Origin of the sequence: Bradyrhizobium sp. cir1, from assembly GCF_014198245.1 — a bacterium.
Classification (GTDB): domain Bacteria; phylum Pseudomonadota; class Alphaproteobacteria; order Rhizobiales; family Xanthobacteraceae; genus Bradyrhizobium.
Window position 1 is genome coordinate 355,403 of the sequence record NZ_JACIHE010000002.1, and the last position, 21,272, is coordinate 376,674.

Genomic DNA, 21,272 nt, shown 5'->3' on the forward strand with positions numbered 1-21,272 from the left:
GCTACGGCAGGGTCGGACCTTAAGAAAATCGGGCAGGTAGGTGGAATGTTGCTGGTGACCGGCGGGGCCGGTTTTATCGGATCGAATGTCGTGGCCGCGCTGAATGACGCCGGCCGCAGCGACGTCGTTGTGTGCGACCTGCTCGGCAATGACGGCAAATGGCGCAACCTCGCCAAGCGCCAGCTTGTGGATATCGTCCCGCCGGCCGAGCTGCTCGACTGGCTGAAGGGCCGCAAGTTAGATGCCGTGATCCATCTCGGGGCGATCTCCGCGACCACCGCGACCGACGGCGACCACGTGTTCGAGACCAATTTCCGGATGTCGATGCGCCTGTTGGACTGGTGCACGGCCGGCGCCGTGCCGTTCATCTATGCCTCCTCGGCCGCGACCTATGGCGACGGCGAGGCCGGCTTTGGCGACGACGCCTCGTTGCCGGTACTGAAAAAGCTGCGGCCGATGAATCTCTATGGCTGGAGCAAGCACATGTTCGATCTCGCGGTCGCCGAACGGGTCGCGCGAGGCGAGAAGCTGCCACCGCAATGCGTGGGCTTGAAATTCTTCAACGTGTTCGGCCCGAACGAATACCACAAGGGCTCGATGATGAGCGTGCTGGCGCGCCGCTTCGACGACGTCAAGGCGGGCCGCGTCGTGCAGCTGTTCAAGTCGCATCGCGAGGGCATCGCCGACGGCGACCAGCGCCGCGATTTCATCTATGTCGACGACGTCGTGCGCGTCATCATGTGGCTGCTGGCAACGCCGGCCGTCTCGGGCCTCTTCAATGTCGGGACCGGCAAGGCGCGCAGCTTCAAGGACCTGATGCTCGCGGCATATGCTGCGCTCGGCACCAGGCCCAACATCGAATACATCGACATGCCCGAGAACATCCGCGGCGCTTACCAGTACTTCACCCAGAGCGAGGTCGATCGCCTCTGCCGCGCCGGCTATAACGGAGGCTTCACGACGCTCGAGGACGCGGTGAAAGCCTATGTCGGGGATTATCTCGACCGGCCCGACCGTTTCCGCTGAGGCTCTTTGATCATGGCGACGCCCATTCTCGATTTTGACGCGCTTGCGAAAACGATCTCAGCCCGCACGGTGCTCTGCATCGGCGACATCATGCTGGACGAGTTCGTCTATGGCGAGGTGTCGCGGATCTCGCCGGAAGCGCCGACGCCGGTCATCGCCGCCCAGCGCAGCGAGATCCACATCGGCGGCGCCGGCAACGTCGCGCGCAATATCGCTTCCCTCGGCGCGCGCTGCGTCTTCGTCGGCCTCGTCGGCGAGGACGATGCGGGCAAGCGGCTGGCATCAGCGCTGGCCGAACATGGTGCAATCGAAAGCGTGCTGGTGTGCGATCCGTCGCGGCCGACCACGCGAAAAGTCCGCTTCGTTTCCGAGCATTTTTCCACGCATATGCTGCGCGCGGACTGGGAGCAGGCGGCGCCTGCCTCCGACGCGATCGAGACCGAGCTGATCGAGGCGATCCTGCCGCAGATCGCGCGCGCCGACGTCGTGCTGCTGTCCGATTACGCCAAGGGCGTGCTGACCGCGCGCGTGATCCGCCACATCATCGATGCCGCGCGAAAGCTCGGCAAGCCGGTGATCGTCGATCCCAAGAGCCTGAACTGGGCGATCTATCGCGGCGCGACGCTGCTGACGCCCAATCGCAAGGAATTCTCGGAAGCCACCCGCAGCCGCGCCGACAGGCCGCAGAGCATCGTCGATGCCAGCGAGGACGTGATGCGGCTCGCCGATTGCGAGGCGATCCTGGTCACGCAGGGCGAGCACGGTATGACGCTGGTGCCGCGCAAGGGCGAGGCGGTTCACGTTCCGGCGGTTCCGGTGAAGGTGCGCGACGTCTCCGGCGCCGGCGACACCGTCGCCGCCGCGCTCGCGGTCTCGATCGCGGCGGGCGCGGACTGGGACACGGCGCTGCGCGTTGCCAACGCCGCCGCTGCCGTCGCCGTCGGCAAGCAGGGCACCGCCAGCGTGAGCGCGGCCGAGCTGCGGCGAAAGATCCTGCCGCACGCCTATCTTGCGGCCGAGGAGAAGATCGTGCTCGAGGCTGGTGCGCTGGACGCGCAGCTCGCCGAATGGAAGCGGCAGGATTTGCGCGTCGGCTTCACCAATGGCTGCTTCGACATCCTGCATCCCGGCCACGTCAAGGTGCTGACCGCGGCGCGCGCCGCCTGCGACCGCCTGATCGTGGGCCTCAACAGCGACGCCTCGGTGCGGCGGCTGAAGGGCGCCGATCGTCCGGTCCAGGACGAGCGTGCGCGTGCTGAGGTGCTCGCCGCGCTCGAAGCGGTCGATCTCGTCGTCATCTTCGAGGAGGACACGCCGATCGACCTGATCGCCCGGATCAAGCCGAGCGCACTGGTGAAGGGCGGCGACTACACCCGCGAGCAGGTGGTCGGCCACGAGGTGGTCGAGGCCGCGGGCGGAGTGGTCGTGCTGGTCGACATCCTCCAGGGTTTCAGCACGACGGCCCTGATGCATCGCGCGCGGGGAGGGGCCAAGTGAGCGCTCAAGTGACAGGTGAGGCGACGACGCTGGCCCGGGAGACGGCCGGCCAGATGCTGTCGCGCCGCTTGCGCAGCCCGGCAGCCTGGAGCGAGACGGTCGACCTGTTCGCGATCCTGACCGCGGCCTCGCTGCCCTGGTCGACGTCGCTGGCCGGGATCTTCAACGCCTTGATGCTCCTCTGCATGGTGCCGTTCCTCGACGTCCGCGCGTTCCTGCAATCGCTGACGCGTCCAATCTGTGCTGCGCCGATCGCGTTGGTCCTGCTCGCGCTGGTCGGGACGCTGTGGTCGGACGCGGCCTGGGGCGCGCGCTTCTATGCCGTCAATCCGACCGTCAAGCTGCTCGTGCTGCCGGTCCTGCTCTATCATTTCGAGCGTTCGCCGCGCGGGCGCTGGATCTTCGTCGCCTTCCTGGTGTCCTGCGCGCTGCTGTCGGTGATGTCCTGGCTGGTCGCGCTCTACCCGAACCTCGCGCTCAAGACCGATCCGCCCGAGCGCGGCATCTTCGTCAAGAACTATATCGACCAGAGCCAGGAATTCACGTTGTGCGCCGTCGCGCTGGCCTATCCCGTCGTGATGCTGCTGCGCGAGAAGCGCTACTGGCTCGCCGGGCTGCTCACCGCGCTGGCGCTCAGCTTCTTCGTCAATATGGCTTTCGTGGTGGTGTCGCGCACCGCGCTCGTCACCGTTCCGATCATGTTCGGCGTGTTCGCGCTGCTTCATTTGAGCTGGCGCAACATCGCGATCATTTTCGCCGCTCTGATCGCCGGAGCGTTGCTTGCCTGGCAGGCCTCGCCGCAATTGCGCAAGACCGTTGACACCTTTGCTAGCGACTACACGCGCTATATGGAGAAGGGCGAGCCGAGCTCGGCCGGCCTGCGGCTCGAATTCTGGCGGAAGTCGCTCGGCTTCTTCGCGGGGGCGCCGATCAAAGGGCACGGGACGGGCTCGTCGCGCGGATTGTTCGAGCGTGCCGCCACACCCGCTGGTCCGTACCTTGCCTCTGCCGAGGTGATTGGCAACCCGCATAACCAGACGCTGAACGTCGCCGTGCAATGGGGCGTCATCGGCATCGCCGTTCTCTACACAATCTGGATCCTGCATCTCCTGCTGTTTCGCGGCGATGGCCTCGCCAACTGGATCGGTCTGCTGGTCGTGGTGCAGAATGTCTTCACTTCGTTGTTCAACTCCCATCTGTTCGATTTCCACGAGGGCTGGATGTACGTCATCGGCGTCGGCGTTGCCGGCGGCATGGTGATCCGGGCACAACAGGCCGAGACGAAGATGGGGGAAGCTGGTTCCTGAATGGCCGCGCGGCTGGCAAGTCCTGTTAAGATGGGCTATCAGCGCGGTCAGGTTGCACCCAACGGGATATTCATCGGTCGGCGGATGACGCGTCTTTCGCATCTCACCTCGCGCAATTTCCTGATCGCGCTCCATGATCTGCTGGCGACCACGGCGGCACTGTTCGTCGCCTTCTATCTGCGTTTCGAGGGCGGCGAAGGCTTCTACGACCGCCTGCCGCTGCTGTTCCAGATCCTGCCCTATTTCCTCGCCTTCAGCGTGGTGGTGTTTTTCGTCTTCAACCTGACCACGACGAAATGGCGCTTCATCTCGCTGCCGGACGCGCTGAACATCATCCGCGTCGCGAGCGTCCTGACGGTGGCGCTGCTCGTGCTGGACTACATCTTCGTCGCCCCCAATGTCCGCGGCGCCTTCTTCCTCGGCAAGGTGACGATCGTCCTCTACTGGTTCCTCGAGATCACCTTCCTCAGCGCGCTGCGCATGGCCTACCGCTACTTCCGCTATACGCGGGTGCGGCGTCATGCCCGCACCGACGATGCGGCGCCGACGCTGCTGATCGGCCGCGCCGCGGATGCCGAGGTGCTGCTGCGCGGGATCGAGAGCGGGGCGATCAAGCGGATCTGGCCGGTCGGCGTGCTGTCGCCGTCGAGCTCGGATCGCGGTCAGCTGATCCGCAACGTGCCGGTGCTCGGCGGCATCGACGACGTCGAGGACGTCATCGCCGACTTCGCCAAGCGCAACAAGGCGATCGGACGTCTTATCATGACGCCGTCCGCGTTCGAGCCGGAGGCGCGTCCGGAATCGATCCTGATGCGGGCGCGCAAGCTGGGCGTGATCGTCAACCGCATGCCTTCGCTGGAGAGCGGCGATACGCCGCGTCTGACGGCCGTCGCGGTCGAGGACCTGCTGCTGCGACCGAGCGAGAAGATCGACTATGCGCGCCTCGAAGCCCTGATCAGGGGCAAGGCGGTGATCGTCACCGGCGGCGGCGGCTCGATCGGTTCCGAGATCTGCGAGCGCGTCGTCGCCTTCGGCGCCGCGCGCCTGCTGATCGTGGAAAACTCCGAGCCGGCGCTCTACGCGGTCACCGAGGCGCTCGCCGTGCACGGCACGGCCGCCGCGATCGAAGGACGGATCGCCGACATCCGCGACCGCGAGCGCATCATGCGCCTGATGGCTGAGTTCAAGCCGGATATCGTGTTCCACGCCGCGGCCCTCAAGCACGTGCCGATCCTTGAGCGCGACTGGAGCGAGGGCGTCAAGACCAACATCTTCGGCTCGATCAACGTTGCCGATGCCGCGCACGCCGCCGGCGCCGAGGCCATGGTGATGATCTCGACCGACAAGGCAATCGAGCCAGTGTCGATGCTCGGCCTCACCAAGCGCTTTGCCGAGATGTACTGCCAGGCGCTGGACCACGATCTTGGTGCAGGAAGCAGCGGAGCCGGGCCACCGATGCGGCTGATCTCGGTCCGGTTCGGCAACGTGCTGGCGTCGAACGGCTCGGTGGTACCGAAATTCAAGGCCCAGATCGAGGCCGGCGGCCCGGTGACGGTGACTCATCCCGATATGGTCCGCTATTTCATGACCGTCCGCGAGGCTTGCGACCTCGTCATCACGGCGGCGACGCACGCGCTCGGAACTGTGCGCTCGGACGTGTCAGTCTATGTGCTCAACATGGGCCAGCCGGTGAAGATCGTCGATCTCGCCGAGCGCATGATCCGCCTCTCTGGCCTGCAGCCGGGCTACGACATTGATATCGTGTTCACCGGGATGCGGCCGGGCGAGCGGCTGCATGAGATCCTGTTCGCCTCCGAGGAGCCGACCCGCGAGATCGGTGTGGCCGGCATCATGGCGGCGCAGCCGAACGAGCCGCCGATGCAGACGCTGCGCAAATGGATCGCAGCGCTGGAGCAGGCGATCGCCCGCGACGATCGTGCCACGATCAGGACCATCCTGAAGGATGCGGTCCCGGAATTCGGCTCGACCGCCGCCTGACATCTTTCAGGACGTCTGACGGCTGGAGAAGCGCCACAGCACGACGCCGATCGCGATCGCTCCCGCTATAAGCGCAAGCGCCGTGGTCATCGAATCGGCGTGAATTGTGGCGATGGCGAGCCATGCCAGCACCAGATTGAGCACGAGCGCCTCGCCGACCACCCGCTTTACCGTAAACCCGTTGTCGGTTGCACGCTGATAGAAATGCGAACGGTGCGCCGACCAGAACGGCTGGTGCCGGGAAATGCGCCGAAACAGCGTGATGGTAGAATCCGCAAGGTAATAGCCCGGCAGCAGCAGCGCTGCGGCAGGTTGTCCGTGCCAGGCAAGATCCAGCAGGCACCAGCCTAGCAACAAGCCAATTGGCAGGCTGCCGACATCGCCCAGGAAAACTTTCGCGACCGGCTTGTTGAAGGGCGCGAAACCAAGCATGGCGCCGCACAGCGTGGTGGCGATCAGCATTGCAGGCCATGAGAGATCGCCGAGCCATCCAAGCAGCAACAGCGCGGCGGTGACCGGCACCACTTCCGCCACCGTCATCAGGTCGAGCCCGTCCATGAAGTTGACGAGGTTCACGAACCAGATGCCGGCGAGCAGGATGAGGCCGCGCTCCAGCGCAAGCGGCATGGCCGGCACGACATGCGCGCTCTCGGGCGCGGTGAACACGACGGCGCCTACGGCCGCCGCCTGCAGCACGAGCCGCACGGTCACCGGCAGCGATACGATGTCGTCGGCGAAACCGACCAGGGCGATCGCGATTGTCGCAATGACCAGCGCCGGCGGGATCGCGACGTTCGCCCAGGCCGCCCACGCCAATGCGACCAGCAGTGTCGCCGAGATCACCGCGATGCCCGCGCCCTGCGGGGTCGGGACGCGATGCGAGGAGCGTGCATTGGGCCGCGCCAGCGCGTAACGCTGGAGCAGGGGGCGGCTGGTCCAGGTGATGAGAGCCGATATCAGCGCGGCGATCGCGACAGCCAGCAGCGAGGGTGCGGCGGCGACGGCTTCGGTGGCTGGGTTCACTCAGGCACTCCGAACTGAGCCGAGCCTTGGGCGGCTTTCTCCGCGCTGAGGATCCAGACGAGGCCGCCGACTGCGCCGACAATAAAGTACACAGCGCCGAACAGCAGCGAGATGTTGACGCCCTCGTTTGCGGCAAGTCCCGCGAAGCCGAAGGCGAGGCCCATGGTGGCTTCGCGCACGCCCCAGCCCGCGATCGAGATCGGCATCATCGTGATCAGCATCACCGGCGGCACGAGCTGGAAGACATCGCTGAAGCCGACCGGAGCGGCGATCGACTGCACGACGCACCAGGCGATGACGACGGTCAGCACATGCACGGCGAGCGACAGGATCGAGACGATCGGTCCGCGCGCGCGGCTGAAGATCACGCGGTTCGCGATCACCGCGCAGGCGTGGATGTGATGGGTGGCCCACCAGGTTTTCAGCCAGCGCCATTTCAGCGCGCCGAAGACCAGGAAGCCGAGGCCACCCGCGAGCGCGGCGAGATCGACCAGCAGCAGCGCCGAGCGCCCGTGCGGATCGGTGATGAGGGCGTAGCTCCATGGCAGGCTCGCCACGATGAGGATCGCGAGCGCGATCAGGCCGATCGCGCGGTCGACGAAGATCGAGTAGGTCGCCGCGCGCCAGCCGGCGCCGGCGCGCGCGACCAGCCACAGCCGGACCGCGTCGCCGCCGATCGCGGAGGGCAGGGTCTGGTTGAAGAACGAGCCGATCACGTTGTAGCGCATCGCGCGGGCGAGCTCGAGCGGCGCGCCGCATTCGGCACTGATCTCGCGCCAGCGCAGCACGCCGACGAAGATCTGCAGGAACGTGACGGCGATCGCGAGGCCGATCCAGAACAGGCTGGTCACGGTGAAACGCGAAAACAGTTCGGACAGATCGACCTTGCGCAGCGCGAGGTAGAGCAGCGCCGCGGAAATCAGGATCTTGGCCGTCGACAGCAGGATTCGGCGCATCTCGCCCGCATGAACAGGGTTTGCGAAGATTGTGGCAACCCGACGCGAGGCGCCGAATTCGGCCGCTTTGGTATGGTTTTGGCGCCGATCTTGCAATAGCCGTGATAAGGAGCGGTCATAAGCGGCGGTCACGAACGGCCGTTATGACGGGCCGGACGGCACTTGCGACCCCCGCGATGCGGCGGCTAGAGAGGCGCAGAAAGGCCGGGGGATCGGGTCCCTTGGGAACAGGATGACGGATCAGGCGATTTTGGTCACGGGTGCCGCCGGATTCATCGGCTTTCACCTCGCCCGGCAGCTTTTAGCCGAAGGCCGGCCGGTCGTCGGGCTGGACAATCTCAACAGCTATTACGACCCGGCGCTGAAACAGGCGCGCCTGGAACTGCTCTGCCGCGATTCCCGCTTCGCCTTCGTCAAGGCGGATCTCGCCGACCGCGAAGCCATCGCGGCGCTATTTGCGCGCCACCGTTTCACGCATGTCGTGCATATGGCCGCCCAGGCCGGCGTGCGCTACTCGATCGAGCAGCCGCAGGCTTACGTCGATTCCAATCTGGTAGGCTTTCTCAACGTGCTGGAGGGCTGCCGCCACAACGGCTGCCGCCATCTGGTCTATGCCTCGTCATCCTCCGTTTACGGCGCCAACACGAAACTGCCATTTGCGGTCGAGGACCGCACCGACCATCCGGTGAGCTTCTACGCCGCGACCAAGAAGGCCAACGAGGTGATGGCGCAGTCCTACAGCCATCTCTACCGGCTGCCGGTCACCGCCTTGCGCTTCTTCACCATCTACGGCCCGTGGGGCCGGCCCGATATGGCCATGTTTCTGTTTGTGAACGCCATCATGGAGGGCCGGCCGATCCGGCTCTTTAACCATGGCAAGATGCGTCGCGACTTCACCTATATTGACGACGTCACCCGTGTCGTGTCCAAGCTGATCGATCGGGTGCCTGCGGATGATCCGGCTGCCGCAAATGCGCCGTCTAAGGTCTACAATGTCGGCAACCACCGCCCCGAGGAGCTGATGCATGTCGTCGGTCTCCTGGAGCAGGAGCTGGGTCGGACGGCGATCAAAGAATTGCTGCCGATGCAGCCGGGAGACGTTTTGGAAACGTTCGCGGATGTCGAGGACCTGATGCGCGACACCGGCTTTGCGCCGTCAACGCCGATCGCGCAGGGGGTCCGTAACTTTGTCACCTGGTATCGGGACTACTTCAAGGTTTGAGATGACGATGGACAAACGCATTATCCCCCTGATCATGTGCGGCGGTGCCGGCACGCGGCTGTGGCCCGCCTCGCGCGAGGTGCGCCCGAAACAGTTCCTGCCGCTGTTCGGCACGCGCTCGACCTTCCAGGACACGCTGCTGCGCGTCTCGGATGCATCGCTGTTCGATCGCCCGATCGTCATCACCAATGCGGCCTATCGCTTCATGGTGCTGGAGCAGCTCGCCGAGATCGGCATCGAGGCCGACGTGATCCTCGAGCCGATGCGGCGCGACTCCGGCCCGGCCATCGCCGCCGGCGCCGTGTTCGCGCAGAACCGGGCCAGCGAGGCCATCGTGCTCGCGCTCGCCGCCGATCACGTCGTGCAGGACAATGCCGCCTTCGTCGCGGCGTGCCGCGAGGGCCTCACCGCCGCGAGTGCCGGGCGCATCGTCACCTTCGGCGTCAAGCCGGAGCGGCCGGCGACCGAATACGGCTATATCAGCCCGGGCGACGTCATCTCCGGCCAGGTGCACGCGGTTGCGCGCTTCGTCGAGAAGCCTGACGCCGTGAAGGCGGCCGATTACGTCAATTCGGGCTATCTCTGGAACAGCGGCAACTTCATGTTCCCGGCGAGCGTCCTGCTCGACGAATACCGCAAGGTCGATGCGGCGAGCGTCGAGGCGGTGTCCAATGCGGTCACCAATGCCGGCCGCGATCTCGGTTTCGTCACGCTGGAGCCGGAGGCGTTCGGCGCGGCCAAGGCGATCTCGATCGACTACGCCGTGATGGAGAAGACCTCGCGCGCCGCCGTGGTGCCGGTGTCCTGCGGCTGGTCCGACGTCGGCTCCTGGCACGCGGTGTGGGAGCTGTCCGAGAAGGACGCACAGGGCAACGCGGCGCACGGCACCGCGGTGTTCGAGGATTCCCGCAACTGCAACGTCACCACCGACCAGGCGCTGGTCGCGCTCGAAGGCGTCGACGATCTCGTCGTGGTCGCCACTGCGGATGCGGTGCTCGTCTCGCGCCAGAAGGATGCCAACGGCCTGAAGCGCCTCGTCACCAAGCTCAAGGCGGTCGCACCGAAGGTCACCGAGGAGCATCTGAAGGTGCACCGTCCGTGGGGCAGCTACCAGTCGGTCGACAATGGCGAGCGCCACCAGGTCAAGCGCATCGTGGTGAAGCCGGGCGGGCGGCTGTCGCTGCAGAAGCATCACCATCGCGCCGAGCACTGGATCGTGGTCCGCGGCGCGGCCCGCGTCACCGTGAACGAGACCGTGAAGACCGTGCACGAGAACGAGTCGATCTACATCCCGATGGGCGCGGTGCACCGGATGGAGAACCCCGGTAAAATCATGCTGGAGCTGATCGAGGTTCAGACCGGCAGCTATCTCGGGGAGGACGACATCATCCGGATTGAAGACGACTATCAAAGGTCGTAACCAGCAGGCTCCGAATCACGCGACCCGGGCCGAAATAGCGGCCTCTTTCAGCGGCTTAAGGCCCGGGGAACGTGTAACTTTTTGAATCAAATCGTGTCCGGTCAGCTAGCTCCGCATTCGCCACAAATGTGGCGTCCATGCTAGAAGCGGCGCCGGGGATTTGAAGTGAATCGGGGTTTGCTCAGATGAGTTCCAAAGGGTCTGCACCGGCAAAGGCCGGTTTACGCGTCGGCGTCATCGGCGCGGGCGTGATGGGCAGCAACCATGCCCGCGTGCTCAGCGGCCTGCCGGGCGTCAGCCTTGTCGGCGTCGTAGATCCGTCGCCCGCCCATCGCGCGCGCGCGACGGAACTGGCCGATTGCGCGAGCTTCGAGACGCTCGACCAGCTCTTCGCCGCCGGCGTCGATGCCGTCACCATCGCGGCGCCGACCCATCTTCATCACGAGGTCGCGCTCGCCTGCATCGCCAAGAACATCCATGTCCTGGTCGAGAAGCCGATCGCATCGACGGTGGAAGAGGGCCGTGAGATCGTCGCCGCCGCGCACAAGGCCGGCGTGACGCTGATGGTCGGCCATGTCGAGCGCTTCAATCCGGCGGTCGCCGCCGTCAAGCAGGCGATCGCGGGCGAGGACATTCTCTCCATCGCGATCACGCGCGTCGGTCCGTTCCCGCCGCGCATGTCCAATGTCGGCGTCGTCATCGACCTTGCCGTGCACGACATCGACCTGATCCGCTGGTTCACCGAATCCGACATCGTCGAGGTGCAGCCGCAATTGTCGAGCGCGGTCGCCGAGCGCGAGGACATCGCGCTGTTGCAGTTCCGCACCGCCAACGGTGTGCTCGCCCACATCAACACCAACTGGCTGACGCCGTTCAAGGCGCGCAGCGTCACGGTCGCGACCCGCGACAAATACGTGATGGGCGATCTGCTCACGCGCCAGGTCACCGAGTGCTTCGGCTTCAAGCCGGATGGTAGCTATTCGATGCGGCATCTGCCGGTCGGTCATGACGAGCCGCTGCGCGCCGAGCTGATCGCGTTCCTCAAGGCGGTGCGCCATGGCGAGACGCCGGCGGTCACCGGCGACGAAGGCGTCGCCAGCCTTGAGATCGCCACGCAGTGCCTGGAGGCGCCTTCGCGTCCCGCCGCGGCATCGCCCGCCCGCAAGGGGCCGCGCCGCGTCGCCGGCTGATCCCTTTCCATGTCGACCGCTCAAACTTCAGAAGGCGCCATGAACCAGCATCTTCGTTCCGAACCCATTCCCTTCATCGACGTCGGCTCGCAGCGCCGCCGGCTCGGCGCTTCGCTCGATGCCGCGGTCAAGCGCGTGCTCGACCACTGCCAGTTCGTCAACGGCCCCGAGGTGTTCGAGCTCGAAAAGCAGCTCGCAGCCTATAGTGGCGCCAAGCACGTGATCGGCTGCGCCAGCGGCACCGACGCGATCCTGATGGTGATGATGGCGATGAATGTCGGGCCCGGCGACGCTGTGCTGTGTCCGTCCTTCACCTTCATCGCGACGGCGTCGCCGGTGGCGCGGACCGGCGCGACGCCTGTCTATGTCGACGTCGACGAGACGACCTTCAACATGAGCCCGGAGTCGCTCAAACGCGGCATCGCGACCGCCCGCAAGGCCGGCCTGAAGCCCGTCGCGGTGATTCCGGTCGACCTGTTCGGCCAGCCCGCCGATCACGACGCCATTGCCGAGATCGCCAGGGACGAAGGCCTGTTCGTGCTCGACGACGCCGCGCAGGGGTTTGGCGCGAGCTACAAGGGCCGCAAGCTCGGCACGCTGGCGCACGCCACCGCGACCAGCTTCTTCCCGGCCAAGCCGCTCGGCTGCTTCGGCGACGGTGGCGCGATCTTCACCGATGACGACGAGCTCGCGGCCACGCTGCGCAGCATCCGCGTGCACGGGCAGGGCGTCGACAAATACGACAACGTCCGCCTCGGCCTCACCGGCCGGCTCGACACCATGCAGGCCGCGGTCCTGATCGAGAAGCTGAAGATCTTTGACGACGAGATCGTCGCCCGCAACAAGGTCGCGGAGCGCTATGCGCGCGGGCTCTCCAATGTGGTCATTGTGCCGCGCCTTGCGCCCGGCAACACCTCGGTCTGGGCGCAGTACACGATCCGTCTTCCTGAGGGCACCGATCGCGACGGCTTTGCCGCCGCGTTGAAAGCCCAGGGCGTACCGACCGCGATCTATTACGGCAAGTCGATGCATCAGCAGACCGCCTACAAGCAGTATCCGGTCGCAGACGGCGGATTGCCGGGTTGCGAGAGCCTGTCGCAGGACGTCATCAGCCTGCCGATGCACGCCTACCTGACCGAAGCCGACCAGGAGCGAATCATCGCCGCCGTCCGCGGCGCGCTGGCGAGCTGAATTCTTCCCTCTCCCCTTGCGGGAGAGGGTGAGTTTGTGTCTACCAGCGTCGCTGCCCTCTCCCGCAAGGGGAGAGGGCGCAGTAATGCGCATCGCAAGATGCAATCGACCTCTGCCCGATAAGCCTCTAGAAGAGTCCGCATGCTCGGACGCATCTTCACGGTCGGTGGTTACACGCTGCTCTCGCGGCTGACGGGATTTGCCCGCGACATCATGCTCGCGGCGATCCTCGGCGCAGGCCCGGTGGCCGACGCCTTTTTCGTGGCGCTGCGGCTGCCCAACCACTTTCGCGCGATCTTTGCCGAGGGCGCCTTCAACGCCGCCTGGGTACCGGCCTATGCGCATGTCCATGGCGAGAAGGGCGAGGCGGCTGCACACCTGTTCGCCGACCGCATCTTCACGCTGCTGCTGGCCTCGCAGGTGGTGCTGCTGGTCCTCGCCTGGCTGTTCATGCCGCAGGCCATGAGCATTTTGGCACCAGGCTTTTCCGAGGATGCCGAGCAGCGCAAGCTCGCGATCGAGCTGACACGGATCACCTTTCCCTATCTGCTGCTGATCACGCTGGTGACGCTCTATGGCGGCATGCTCAACGTGATGCAGCGTTTTGCCAGCGCCGCGGCCGCCTCGATCTTCCTCAACGTCGCGATGATGATGACGCTGGCGGTTGCCGTCTGGTTTCCGACCGCGGGCCATGCCGCGGCCTGGGGCGTCCTCATCTCCGGCTTCCTGCAATATTTCCTGCTGGCGGGCGATCTCGCCCGTCATGGCGGCCTGCCGCGCTTTGCGCCGCTCAAGCTCGACGAAGATGTCCGCGGTTTCTTCAAGGCGTTGGGTCCCGCGACGCTGGGCTCGATGGGCACGCAGGTCGCACTGTTCGCCGACACCATCATCGCGACCTTCCTGCCCGCCGGCGCGCTGTCGGCGCTCTATTATGCCGACCGGCTCAACCAGCTCCCGATCGGCGTCATCGGCATCGCCATCGGCACGGTGCTGCTGCCGGAGATGTCGCGGCGGATCACCGCCAACGACCATGACGGCGCGATGAAGGCGCAGCGCCGCGCCTTCGACTTTACGCTGCTGTTCTCGATCCCGTTCGTCGCGGCCTTCATCACCGTGCCCGATGCGATCATGCGCGCGCTGTTCGCCCGCGGTGCGTTCTCCAAGGCCGATGCCGCCGCCGCCGGCGCCACGCTCGCGGCCTACGCCATCGGCCTGATCCCGTTCGTGCTGATCCGCAGCGCGGTCGCGACCTTCTATGCCCGCAAGGACACCGCAACGCCGGTGCGGGCGTCGCTGACAGGCATCGTCGTCAACGTTGCGCTGAAGATCGCCTTGATGGGATCGCTGGCTCAGATTGGCCTCGCGCTGGCCACCGCCGTCGGCGTCTGGACCAATCTGTTGCTGGTGCTGTTCTTCGCGGTACGGCGAGGTTTTCTCGTGCCGGACCGCGCCTGGCTGCTGTCGCTCGGCAAATTTCTGCTGACTGGAATCATCCTGGCTGCGGCCTTCTGGCTGATTGCGCGTTTCAGCCCAGCCGCTCTTGCCTCCGTGCACGCCTTCCGGGACGAAGCAACGCTGGCCTTGCTCGCCGTCGGCGGCACGGTCGTCTATGCGCTCGCGATCCTCTTGTTGTTCGGCCGCAAGTGGCTGGTCTCGCTGGTGCGCGGCTAGGCGCGTTTCAATCCGGTGAGCCAAAGTGTGCTGCGGTTGGCGAGACATGCCGGAAGCAGCCACCACGTATACGGCTCTCCTCTGGTTCCCGCCACATGCTAACGTTAAACCTCGGTCGAGTTTGAAAGGGTGTGGTGCCACCAACGGTTATGCGATGACCAGACCGGCAAAAAAGACAGCTTCGCCGCCGAAAGGGCGCGCTGGTGCTGCCCCTGTGTCCCCAAGTTTGCGGGGCCGAGCGCAGGACATTGCCTTGATCGATCACCTGATCGAGCGGATCGACCAGGGTGGATCCACGATTGTGATCAGCGGCGAGCCTGGCATCGGGAAATCTGCGCTCCTCGATGTGGCCAGGCACAGGGCCAGTGAACGCGGCTTCACCGTTCTGGGTATGACCGGCGTCCTGGCCGAAGTGCATTTGCCGTTTGCAGCACTTGAACAGGCCCTGCGTCCGCTGATGAAAGGGGCCGTAGGCCTTGTCCCTCGCCAGCGCTCGGCCTTGCTCGCCGCTTTCGGCATGCATGATGACGCGGGGCCGCCCGATATTTTCCTGGTTGCACTCGCGACGCTGTCCCTTCTGAGCGAAAGGGCGACGCGCGAGCCTCTCCTGCTTGTCGCCGACGATGCCCAATGGCTGGATCAGGCGACCTATGAAGTGCTGGCATTCATCTCGCGCCGATTGAGTTCGGACCCGATCGTTCTCGTCGTGGCCATGCGCGATGACTTCAAGAGTTCGCTCGGCGACGCCTCTACCTACAGGCTGCGACTTTCGGGACTTGATGCGGCCGACGCCGAGCATCTGCTCGATGCTAATGCGCCGGGCCTTCCTGCGGAGCTGCGCAGCCGCTTCCTTAAAGAGGCCTCGGGTAATCCGCTAGCTCTTGTGGAACTGCCCCGCGGAGAACGTGCCGCTGGAGATATACCGTGGCTTCCGCTGACCGACCGGCTCGAGCGCGCCTTCTCCAACCGCTTGCCCGACCTCCCGCACATCGCGCGATTGCTGTTATTCGTGACGGCAGAGAACGACAGCACATCGCTCCACGAAATCCTTTTCGCCGGTCAAGCTGTGTTGGGCGAGCGCGTGGGTATCGATGCCATGGCGCCCGCGGTCGCCGCCAAGCTCATCGAAATCAACGGAACGGAGGTGCGGTTTCGGCATCCGCTGGTTCGCTCCGCCATGCACCAGGCCGCCGACCCGGTGACCCGCCAAAGAATCCACGCCGCGCTTGCTGCGGTCATTCACGATCAGCTCGACCGCCAATTATGGCATCGTGCCGCAGCTACAATCGGGCCTGACGACGAGCTTGCTGGCGAATACGACCGGATGGCGGCGCGAGCGTTGCGGCGAGGCGCCGTGGCCATGGCGATCGAGGTTCTGGAAAGCGCGGCACGGCTGAGCAGCACGGCGAAAGCCAAAAGCGACCGGCTGTTGCGGGCAGCCGAACTCGCCGCCGATCTCGGCCAGCCAGAACTGATGGAGCGCCTGCTGCGGCAGGCCGACATCGACGAATCCAATCAATTGGCGCTGGTTCGGATCGCCTGGTGTCGTGAGATCAGCCAACCCCCAGCGGTCAACGATCCCGCGAAGATTCTCGCCTTGATCGGGTTCGCCGCGCGAGCCCACACCGCCGGCGCGATTGATCTCGCCAGCAATCTGCTTTGGCGAGCCGCACAACGCTGCTGGTGGAGCAGCGCGAGCGATGAACTCTGCGCTAGGGTTCACGACGCGGCAACGCGGCTGCAGTTGCCCGATACGGACCCTCGCCTGATCGCAATCTCCGCTTACGTCGAGCCGCTGCGGCGGGGCGCCGATGTGTACCTCAAGCTTCAGGGGCTCGCGGGAAATGCGCACAACGATCCCACCGTTGCGAGCATCCTCGGCAGCATCGCGAATGTCGTCGGCACCTTCGACATCGGCGTGTCCTTTCTCGCCGAGTCCAGCGCTGCGCTCCGTACGCAGGGACGGCTCAGCGATCTCGCCCGCGTGCTCTTCGCCCAAGGGTGGGCGGAAACGGAAGTCGGTGACTGGCGGGGAGCCATGAGGGAAGCAGAGGAATCCGCTCGCCTCGCCGAAGAGACGGGCGGGCTCCCGTGGATTGCCGCGGCCACGATCCTGAAAGCGAGGCTCGCAGGGATGCAAGGCAATCTGGAGCAATCCGAAGCCTATGCGGCGCAGGCGGAAGCCCTGGCCCTGTCGATCGGCGCGAGTTTCCTGCTGGCCATGTTGCAGATCGCGCGAGGCGTATCCGCAATCGGCGCGGGCCGTCATTGGGAGGCCTTCGAGCATCTGCGGCGACTTTTTACGACGGCCGATCCCGCTTTCAATTTCGGCGTTCGGTTCTTCGGGCTTGCGGATTTCGTGGAGGCCGCCGTTTCGTCCGGCAATGCGGACGCGGCGAGCCGCGTGCTCGATGAGATCGAGCGTGCCTCGGCTCCGACGCCGGTGCCGTGGGTCGGGACGATGCTGCAATATGGCAAGGCGCTCCTCGCGGCGCCGGAAGATGCCGAACAGTTCTTCCTGCAAGGTCTTGGACCGGCCGCGAAGAAATGGCCGTTCCTGCGTGCCCGCTTCTTGCTGGCCTATGGCAGATGGCTGCGCCGCCAGCGAAGATCGGCCAATGCGAGGGCCCCGTTGCGCGAGGCGCGCGACATGTTCGATGCCCTCGGCGCCTCGCCCTGGAGCGATCGGGCCCGGGAGGAATTGCGTGCTTCGGGTGAAACCAGCCGCCGGCGAACCGAACAGGTGTGGGAAACGCTGACCCCACAGGAGCTTCACATCGCGCAACTCGCCGCCGAAGGTCTCTCGAACAAGGAGATCGGCGCCAGACTGTACCTGTCTCACAGAACCGTCGGGTACCACCTGCACCGGATCTTTTCCAAGGCCGGCATCACCTCGCGGGCCGGGCTCGGCCCCATTCTCGCAAGCATCAGCCGCCCCGCGGACTGATCGCCGTCCCGTCATCGGACCGGTCATTTGACAGAAGCGGCATCCCCTCCGCGCGGGCTAGCTGTGCGATTGCGTCTACCCTCAAGCAAAAGCTGACCATGAAACTGTTCTCTTCATTCGCTATCCTCAGCCTCGGAGCAATCCTCATGACTCAAGCCGCCGATGCGGCCCCCGACGCCGGCACCGACCCCCGGATCGATCCCCAGGTTCGCGCCTTCCTGCGCGAGATCAACAAAGATCCGAGCCCGTTCTGGGAGCTGCCCCAGCCCAAGCCGCAGGAGATCCTGACGGACCTTCAGAACAAGACGGCAGTCGATATGTCGGGGGTGAACACGACCAAGCAGACCATCACCCAGGACGGTCAGTCTGTGAAAGTCTACATCATGAAGCCTGAGCACGTGACCGGAAAGCCCGGCGTGCTGCTGTTCATTCATGGCGGTGTCTGGATCGTCGGGAATTTTCAGAACCATCAACGCTTGTTGCGAGACCTGGTCGTCGGCTCCGGCCAGATCGGTGTTTTCGTCGAGTATACTTCGCTACCCAAGGCGCGTTTCCCAACTCAGCTCGATCAGTCCTATGCCGTGCTGAAATGGGTGGCGAACCATGCCGAAGAGTTCGGCGCCGATGGTAGCCGGATCGCAGTCGCCGGCAATTCGGTTGGCGGCAACATGACCGCGGCATTGTCGCTGATGGCCAAGGACCGCAGCGGCCCCAAGATCAGCTACCAGGTCCTGATGATCCCGGCGACCGACGCCAGCGTCGACACCGCGTCCTATCACGAATATGGCACCGGACGATTTCTGGCCCGCGCTTTCATGAAGTACGGCTGGGATCTGTACGCGCCGGATGAATTGCTGCGCAACAACCCCTACGTCTCGCCGCTGCGCGCCAACCTGCAGCAATTAAAGGGGCTTCCCCCGGCTCTGGTCGTCACCGCAGAGAACGACCCGCTGCGCGACGAAGGCGAGGCTTACGCGCGCAAGCTCAAGGAGGCCGGCGTTTCCGTGATCGCGACCCGCTACAACGGGATGATCCACGACTTCGTCCTGCTGAACGGCATCCAGAGCGATCCCGAGCCCCAGGCCGCGATTCGCCAGATGTCGGCGGAGATCAAGGCGCATCTGGCGCCCTGATCCAGCCCTGGAAGAGCAGGCGGCGACACCGTCGCCGCTTGCGTCGTCCTGTCCGGCCCCGACGAACGCTCCTGGCTAGGACTCGCCTCCAGGATGCCATCCGATCTCCGCACACCCCTTGAGTTTATGCGATTGGCGTGGTATCAGCCGCTCATGATTAAATCCGTGCGCAACGTCAACCTCTCGCACATGACCTGCTTCGGCTGGGCCGTGGAAGGAGTCGCGCGCTAGGAATTCGACGACGACATCTTTTCCACCAGGCCCCGCCGGCATCGGACGGGGCCTTTTCATTGGCCACGCTCCGTGCCGGCACAACAGCAGGAGCATCCGATGCCACCACAACAGACGAACATCTCATCCGAGATTGAGCGCGATGCCGCGAGGCTCCGCCTCGACCTCTCCACCGTCTTGAGCCTGCTCGGGCGATACTGGCGCACGTTTCAGGGCTGGCGCCGGCGTTCACAGGTCACTCTGTACGACCTGAGCGACAGGGAGCTGATGGATATCGGCTTGACGCGTGGCGAGATCGACTCCATCGCGCCTGAACGCGCTATCGATAGGCTGAGAGATCGCGCCGCGGATCTATGGAGGCGCGGTGGGATGTAAGAGATCAACCGGATGGTTCGACAAACATGATTCCGTTTCTTGAACGACTCGATCATGCAAGCAAAGTGCTCGTTGCGGGCTGTGGCGGCGGCTTCGACGTTTTCGCCGGGGTCCCGTTTGCGCAGCGTCTGACGGCGCGGGGTAAGGAGGTGGTATTCGCCAGCTTCTCCTTCACGAACTTATGGCTATGCGGCGGCGAGCGTGTCGGGGAGGCGATTTGGCGCGTCGATCAGCGCGCCGTGGAAATTCCTTACTTCCCGGAGAAGTGGCTGGCCGAATGGCTCGGTCGCCGCGAGCAGCTCGTGCCGATCTACGCCTTCGCGAAAAGCGGGGTTCGGCCGCTCGCGGCGGCGTATCGCTGGATCATCGATTCCCATGACATCGATACCGTGGTCCTGGTTGACGGCGGGACCGACAGTCTCGTGTTCGGCGATGAGCCCGGCGTCGGAAGCGTCGTCGAGGACGCTGTCTCGCTCGTGGCTGCCGATCAGGCCGCGGGCGAAAACGTGCTGCTCGCCGCAATCGGTTTCGGCGTAGACCATTATCACGGTGTCTCGCATCACGCGTTCCTGGAGAACACAGCCCAGCTGATTCGCGATGGCGGGTTTCTCGGCATGTTCTCGCTGTCGCAGGGCAGCAGGGAGGCCGAGGCCTTCCTCGATCTGGTGGATTACGCCAACCAGCGCCAGCCGCAGCATCCGAGCATCGTGTGCAATTCGATCGCGAGTGCACTGCGGGGCGAGTTCGGCAACTATCATGCCACCAACCGGACGAGCGGAAACGAGCTGTTCATCAATCCGCTGATGTCACAATACTGGACGTTTCAATCCTCAGCGGTGGTGCGTCGCATGGCCTATGCGGGACAGCTGGCCGGAACCGAGCGAACTGAGGACGCCCGCAGGATCATCGATCTTCACAGGGAAATGACCGAGCTGCGGCCTTTCCGCCCAATTCCACTCTGACAGGGCGCCGGTTCAGTCCTCTTGTCCGGAGCCTTGCGCGCGATTGCGCTTGAGTTCTTGTGCTTCGTAGCGGGCTTTGAGCGCCGGATCGCTGGTATCGCCAGCGACCGTATCCGCATCGCTGCCGTCTAGACCCGGTGCGGCCTTGATGGCGTCGGCAAGTCCCTTCAGGTCGGGGCTCTCCTGAACAAATGGCTTTAGATAGGCGTCGAGTTTGTCCTTACCAGGCTCATCGAGCTCTTGGGTCAAGGCTGTAAGGTATTCATCCTTGCCGGTGGCGGACCAATCGATGCTGATCGCGGCACGCCGCGCCATCTCGGCATGAACCAGCATAATCGTGCGTCCGTTGCCGTCGAGGAAGGGATGTCCATAGGCGAGATAGCCCATCACCTCGCCCGGTTTTTTCGCCATGAAGGCCCTGTCTTGGCCCTTCTCCAGCGCGTAGTTGATGGCTTTGCGAATATCGCTTGGATGCGCAAAGAGAACGGATCCCTTTTTCACAAAGATGTGGGGCGCATTCTTGAGGCGGTCCTCTCCGGCCCATGGAAACACCGCTTCGAAGAGCGTCTTGTGGGTCTGCTGCACGTCGGCGTAGGTCAGGGACGATCGCGCCTGAAGATACTCTACGGCGGCATCGATGCCGGTTAGGAACGAGTTGTGCAGAAGACGCTGAACAATGTCGGGATCCTTGGCTTTTGCGACGTTGCGCAAGTAACCTTGCGTCGCAAAATCACCGAAAGGATCGAAGGTCACGGACGGCTTTCGCGCAGATAGCGTGCCTGAAGGCGTACCGCCTGGACGCGGCTCAAAATCCCGGCGCGTTGCAGGGCAACAATGGTGTTCTCGATATCATCGAATTTCACGTCATCGCCGGAGAGGCGTGTGGCGTGGTGAGCAAAAACGTCGTTTGACGACACAACGACCGCCACGTTGTTGCTGCTCGCAAGCCGTCGAATGACTTCGGCGGTATAGCGGGGCCGGGTCGCAGAACGTCGAGCGGACATGGATTCTCCTCGTCTTCAATATAGTACGGAGAGACCTGAAAATCCATCATGTTGCGGCATCCGGGCCAAGCCCAGGGACCAGGGCGCCGGGAGTCTCCACGCCCAAACCCATTTGCCTT

At 64.6% G+C, this 21,272-nt stretch carries 17 protein-coding genes; 13 read left to right on the forward strand and 4 right to left on the reverse strand.

The window, feature by feature from the left end:
* Nucleotides 1-45 precede the first annotated feature (45 nt).
* The 4 genes from rfaD to GGD63_RS06170 all read left to right on the forward strand — a co-directional run bounded on the left by rfaD (nucleotide 46) and on the right by GGD63_RS06170 (nucleotide 5,828).
* Nucleotides 46-1,026, forward strand: coding sequence for an ADP-glyceromanno-heptose 6-epimerase (gene rfaD / locus GGD63_RS06155; RefSeq protein ID WP_183240018.1), 981 nt, complete (start codon nucleotides 46-48; stop codon nucleotides 1,024-1,026).
* 12 nt (nucleotides 1,027-1,038) lie between these two features.
* On the forward strand, nucleotides 1,039-2,523 hold the full coding sequence (gene rfaE1 / locus GGD63_RS06160) for a D-glycero-beta-D-manno-heptose-7-phosphate kinase (protein ID WP_183240019.1): 1,485 nt from the start codon (nucleotides 1,039-1,041) through the stop codon (nucleotides 2,521-2,523).
* 53 nt (nucleotides 2,524-2,576) lie between these two features.
* A complete protein-coding gene (locus tag GGD63_RS06165; RefSeq protein ID WP_183240759.1) occupies nucleotides 2,577-3,830 on the forward strand; it encodes an O-antigen ligase in 1,254 nt (417 codons plus the stop codon).
* Nucleotides 3,831-3,914: 84 nt separating this feature from the next.
* Nucleotides 3,915-5,828, forward strand: coding sequence for an SDR family NAD(P)-dependent oxidoreductase (locus GGD63_RS06170; RefSeq protein WP_183240020.1), 1,914 nt, complete (start codon nucleotides 3,915-3,917; stop codon nucleotides 5,826-5,828).
* A 6-nt stretch (nucleotides 5,829-5,834) separates the two neighbouring features.
* Here GGD63_RS06170 and GGD63_RS06175 read toward each other — a convergent pair whose 3' ends face one another.
* The gene (locus GGD63_RS06175) at nucleotides 5,835-6,851 is read right to left on the reverse strand and encodes a glycosyltransferase family 4 protein (RefSeq protein WP_183240021.1); all 1,017 of its coding nucleotides are present in this window, start codon (nucleotides 6,849-6,851) and stop codon (nucleotides 5,835-5,837) included.
* Nucleotides 6,848-7,807 carry a lysylphosphatidylglycerol synthase transmembrane domain-containing protein gene (locus tag GGD63_RS06180; protein ID WP_183240022.1) on the reverse strand — a complete coding sequence of 320 codons (960 nt, stop codon included), beginning with the start codon at nucleotides 7,805-7,807 and terminating at the stop codon, nucleotides 6,848-6,850. The genes GGD63_RS06175 and GGD63_RS06180 overlap by 4 nt, the downstream gene beginning before the upstream one ends.
* A 232-nt stretch (nucleotides 7,808-8,039) precedes the next feature.
* Between GGD63_RS06180 and GGD63_RS06185 the strand changes: the two genes are divergently transcribed.
* The 9 genes from GGD63_RS06185 (at nucleotide 8,040) to GGD63_RS06225 (ending at nucleotide 20,149) form a co-directional block, all read left to right on the forward strand.
* A complete protein-coding gene (locus GGD63_RS06185) occupies nucleotides 8,040-9,029 on the forward strand; it encodes an NAD-dependent epimerase (protein ID WP_183240023.1) in 990 nt (329 codons plus the stop codon).
* Between the two features lie 7 nt (nucleotides 9,030-9,036).
* On the forward strand, nucleotides 9,037-10,449 hold the full coding sequence (locus GGD63_RS06190; RefSeq protein ID WP_183240025.1) for a mannose-1-phosphate guanylyltransferase/mannose-6-phosphate isomerase: 1,413 nt from the start codon (nucleotides 9,037-9,039) through the stop codon (nucleotides 10,447-10,449).
* Between the two features lie 185 nt (nucleotides 10,450-10,634).
* Complete coding sequence (locus GGD63_RS06195; protein ID WP_183240027.1) at nucleotides 10,635-11,639, forward strand: Gfo/Idh/MocA family protein; 1,005 nt, start codon at nucleotides 10,635-10,637, stop codon at nucleotides 11,637-11,639.
* 39 nt (nucleotides 11,640-11,678) lie between these two features.
* Nucleotides 11,679-12,830 (forward strand): DegT/DnrJ/EryC1/StrS aminotransferase family protein, encoded by a 1,152-nt coding sequence (locus GGD63_RS06200; RefSeq protein ID WP_183240029.1) that lies wholly within the window; start codon nucleotides 11,679-11,681, stop codon nucleotides 12,828-12,830.
* A gap of 141 nt (nucleotides 12,831-12,971) precedes the next feature.
* Nucleotides 12,972-14,501 (forward strand): murein biosynthesis integral membrane protein MurJ, encoded by a 1,530-nt coding sequence (gene murJ / locus GGD63_RS06205; protein WP_183240030.1) that lies wholly within the window; start codon nucleotides 12,972-12,974, stop codon nucleotides 14,499-14,501.
* 154 nt (nucleotides 14,502-14,655) lie between these two features.
* On the forward strand, nucleotides 14,656-17,448 hold the full coding sequence (locus GGD63_RS06210) for an AAA family ATPase (protein WP_283811933.1): 2,793 nt from the start codon (nucleotides 14,656-14,658) through the stop codon (nucleotides 17,446-17,448).
* Between the two features lie 146 nt (nucleotides 17,449-17,594).
* Nucleotides 17,595-18,581 carry an alpha/beta hydrolase gene (locus GGD63_RS06215; RefSeq protein WP_183240032.1) on the forward strand — a complete coding sequence of 329 codons (987 nt, stop codon included), beginning with the start codon at nucleotides 17,595-17,597 and terminating at the stop codon, nucleotides 18,579-18,581.
* 330 nt (nucleotides 18,582-18,911) lie between these two features.
* Nucleotides 18,912-19,187 (forward strand): DUF1127 domain-containing protein, encoded by a 276-nt coding sequence (locus GGD63_RS06220; RefSeq protein ID WP_183240034.1) that lies wholly within the window; start codon nucleotides 18,912-18,914, stop codon nucleotides 19,185-19,187.
* A gap of 26 nt (nucleotides 19,188-19,213) precedes the next feature.
* A complete protein-coding gene (locus GGD63_RS06225) occupies nucleotides 19,214-20,149 on the forward strand; it encodes a DUF1152 domain-containing protein (RefSeq protein WP_183240035.1) in 936 nt (311 codons plus the stop codon).
* A gap of 12 nt (nucleotides 20,150-20,161) precedes the next feature.
* Here GGD63_RS06225 and GGD63_RS06230 read toward each other — a convergent pair whose 3' ends face one another.
* Nucleotides 20,162-20,902 (reverse strand): Fic family protein, encoded by a 741-nt coding sequence (locus tag GGD63_RS06230; protein WP_183240037.1) that lies wholly within the window; start codon nucleotides 20,900-20,902, stop codon nucleotides 20,162-20,164.
* Nucleotides 20,899-21,153 (reverse strand): hypothetical protein, encoded by a 255-nt coding sequence (locus tag GGD63_RS06235; RefSeq protein WP_183240039.1) that lies wholly within the window; start codon nucleotides 21,151-21,153, stop codon nucleotides 20,899-20,901. The genes GGD63_RS06230 and GGD63_RS06235 overlap by 4 nt, the downstream gene beginning before the upstream one ends.
* Nucleotides 21,154-21,272: the final 119 nt, after the last annotated feature.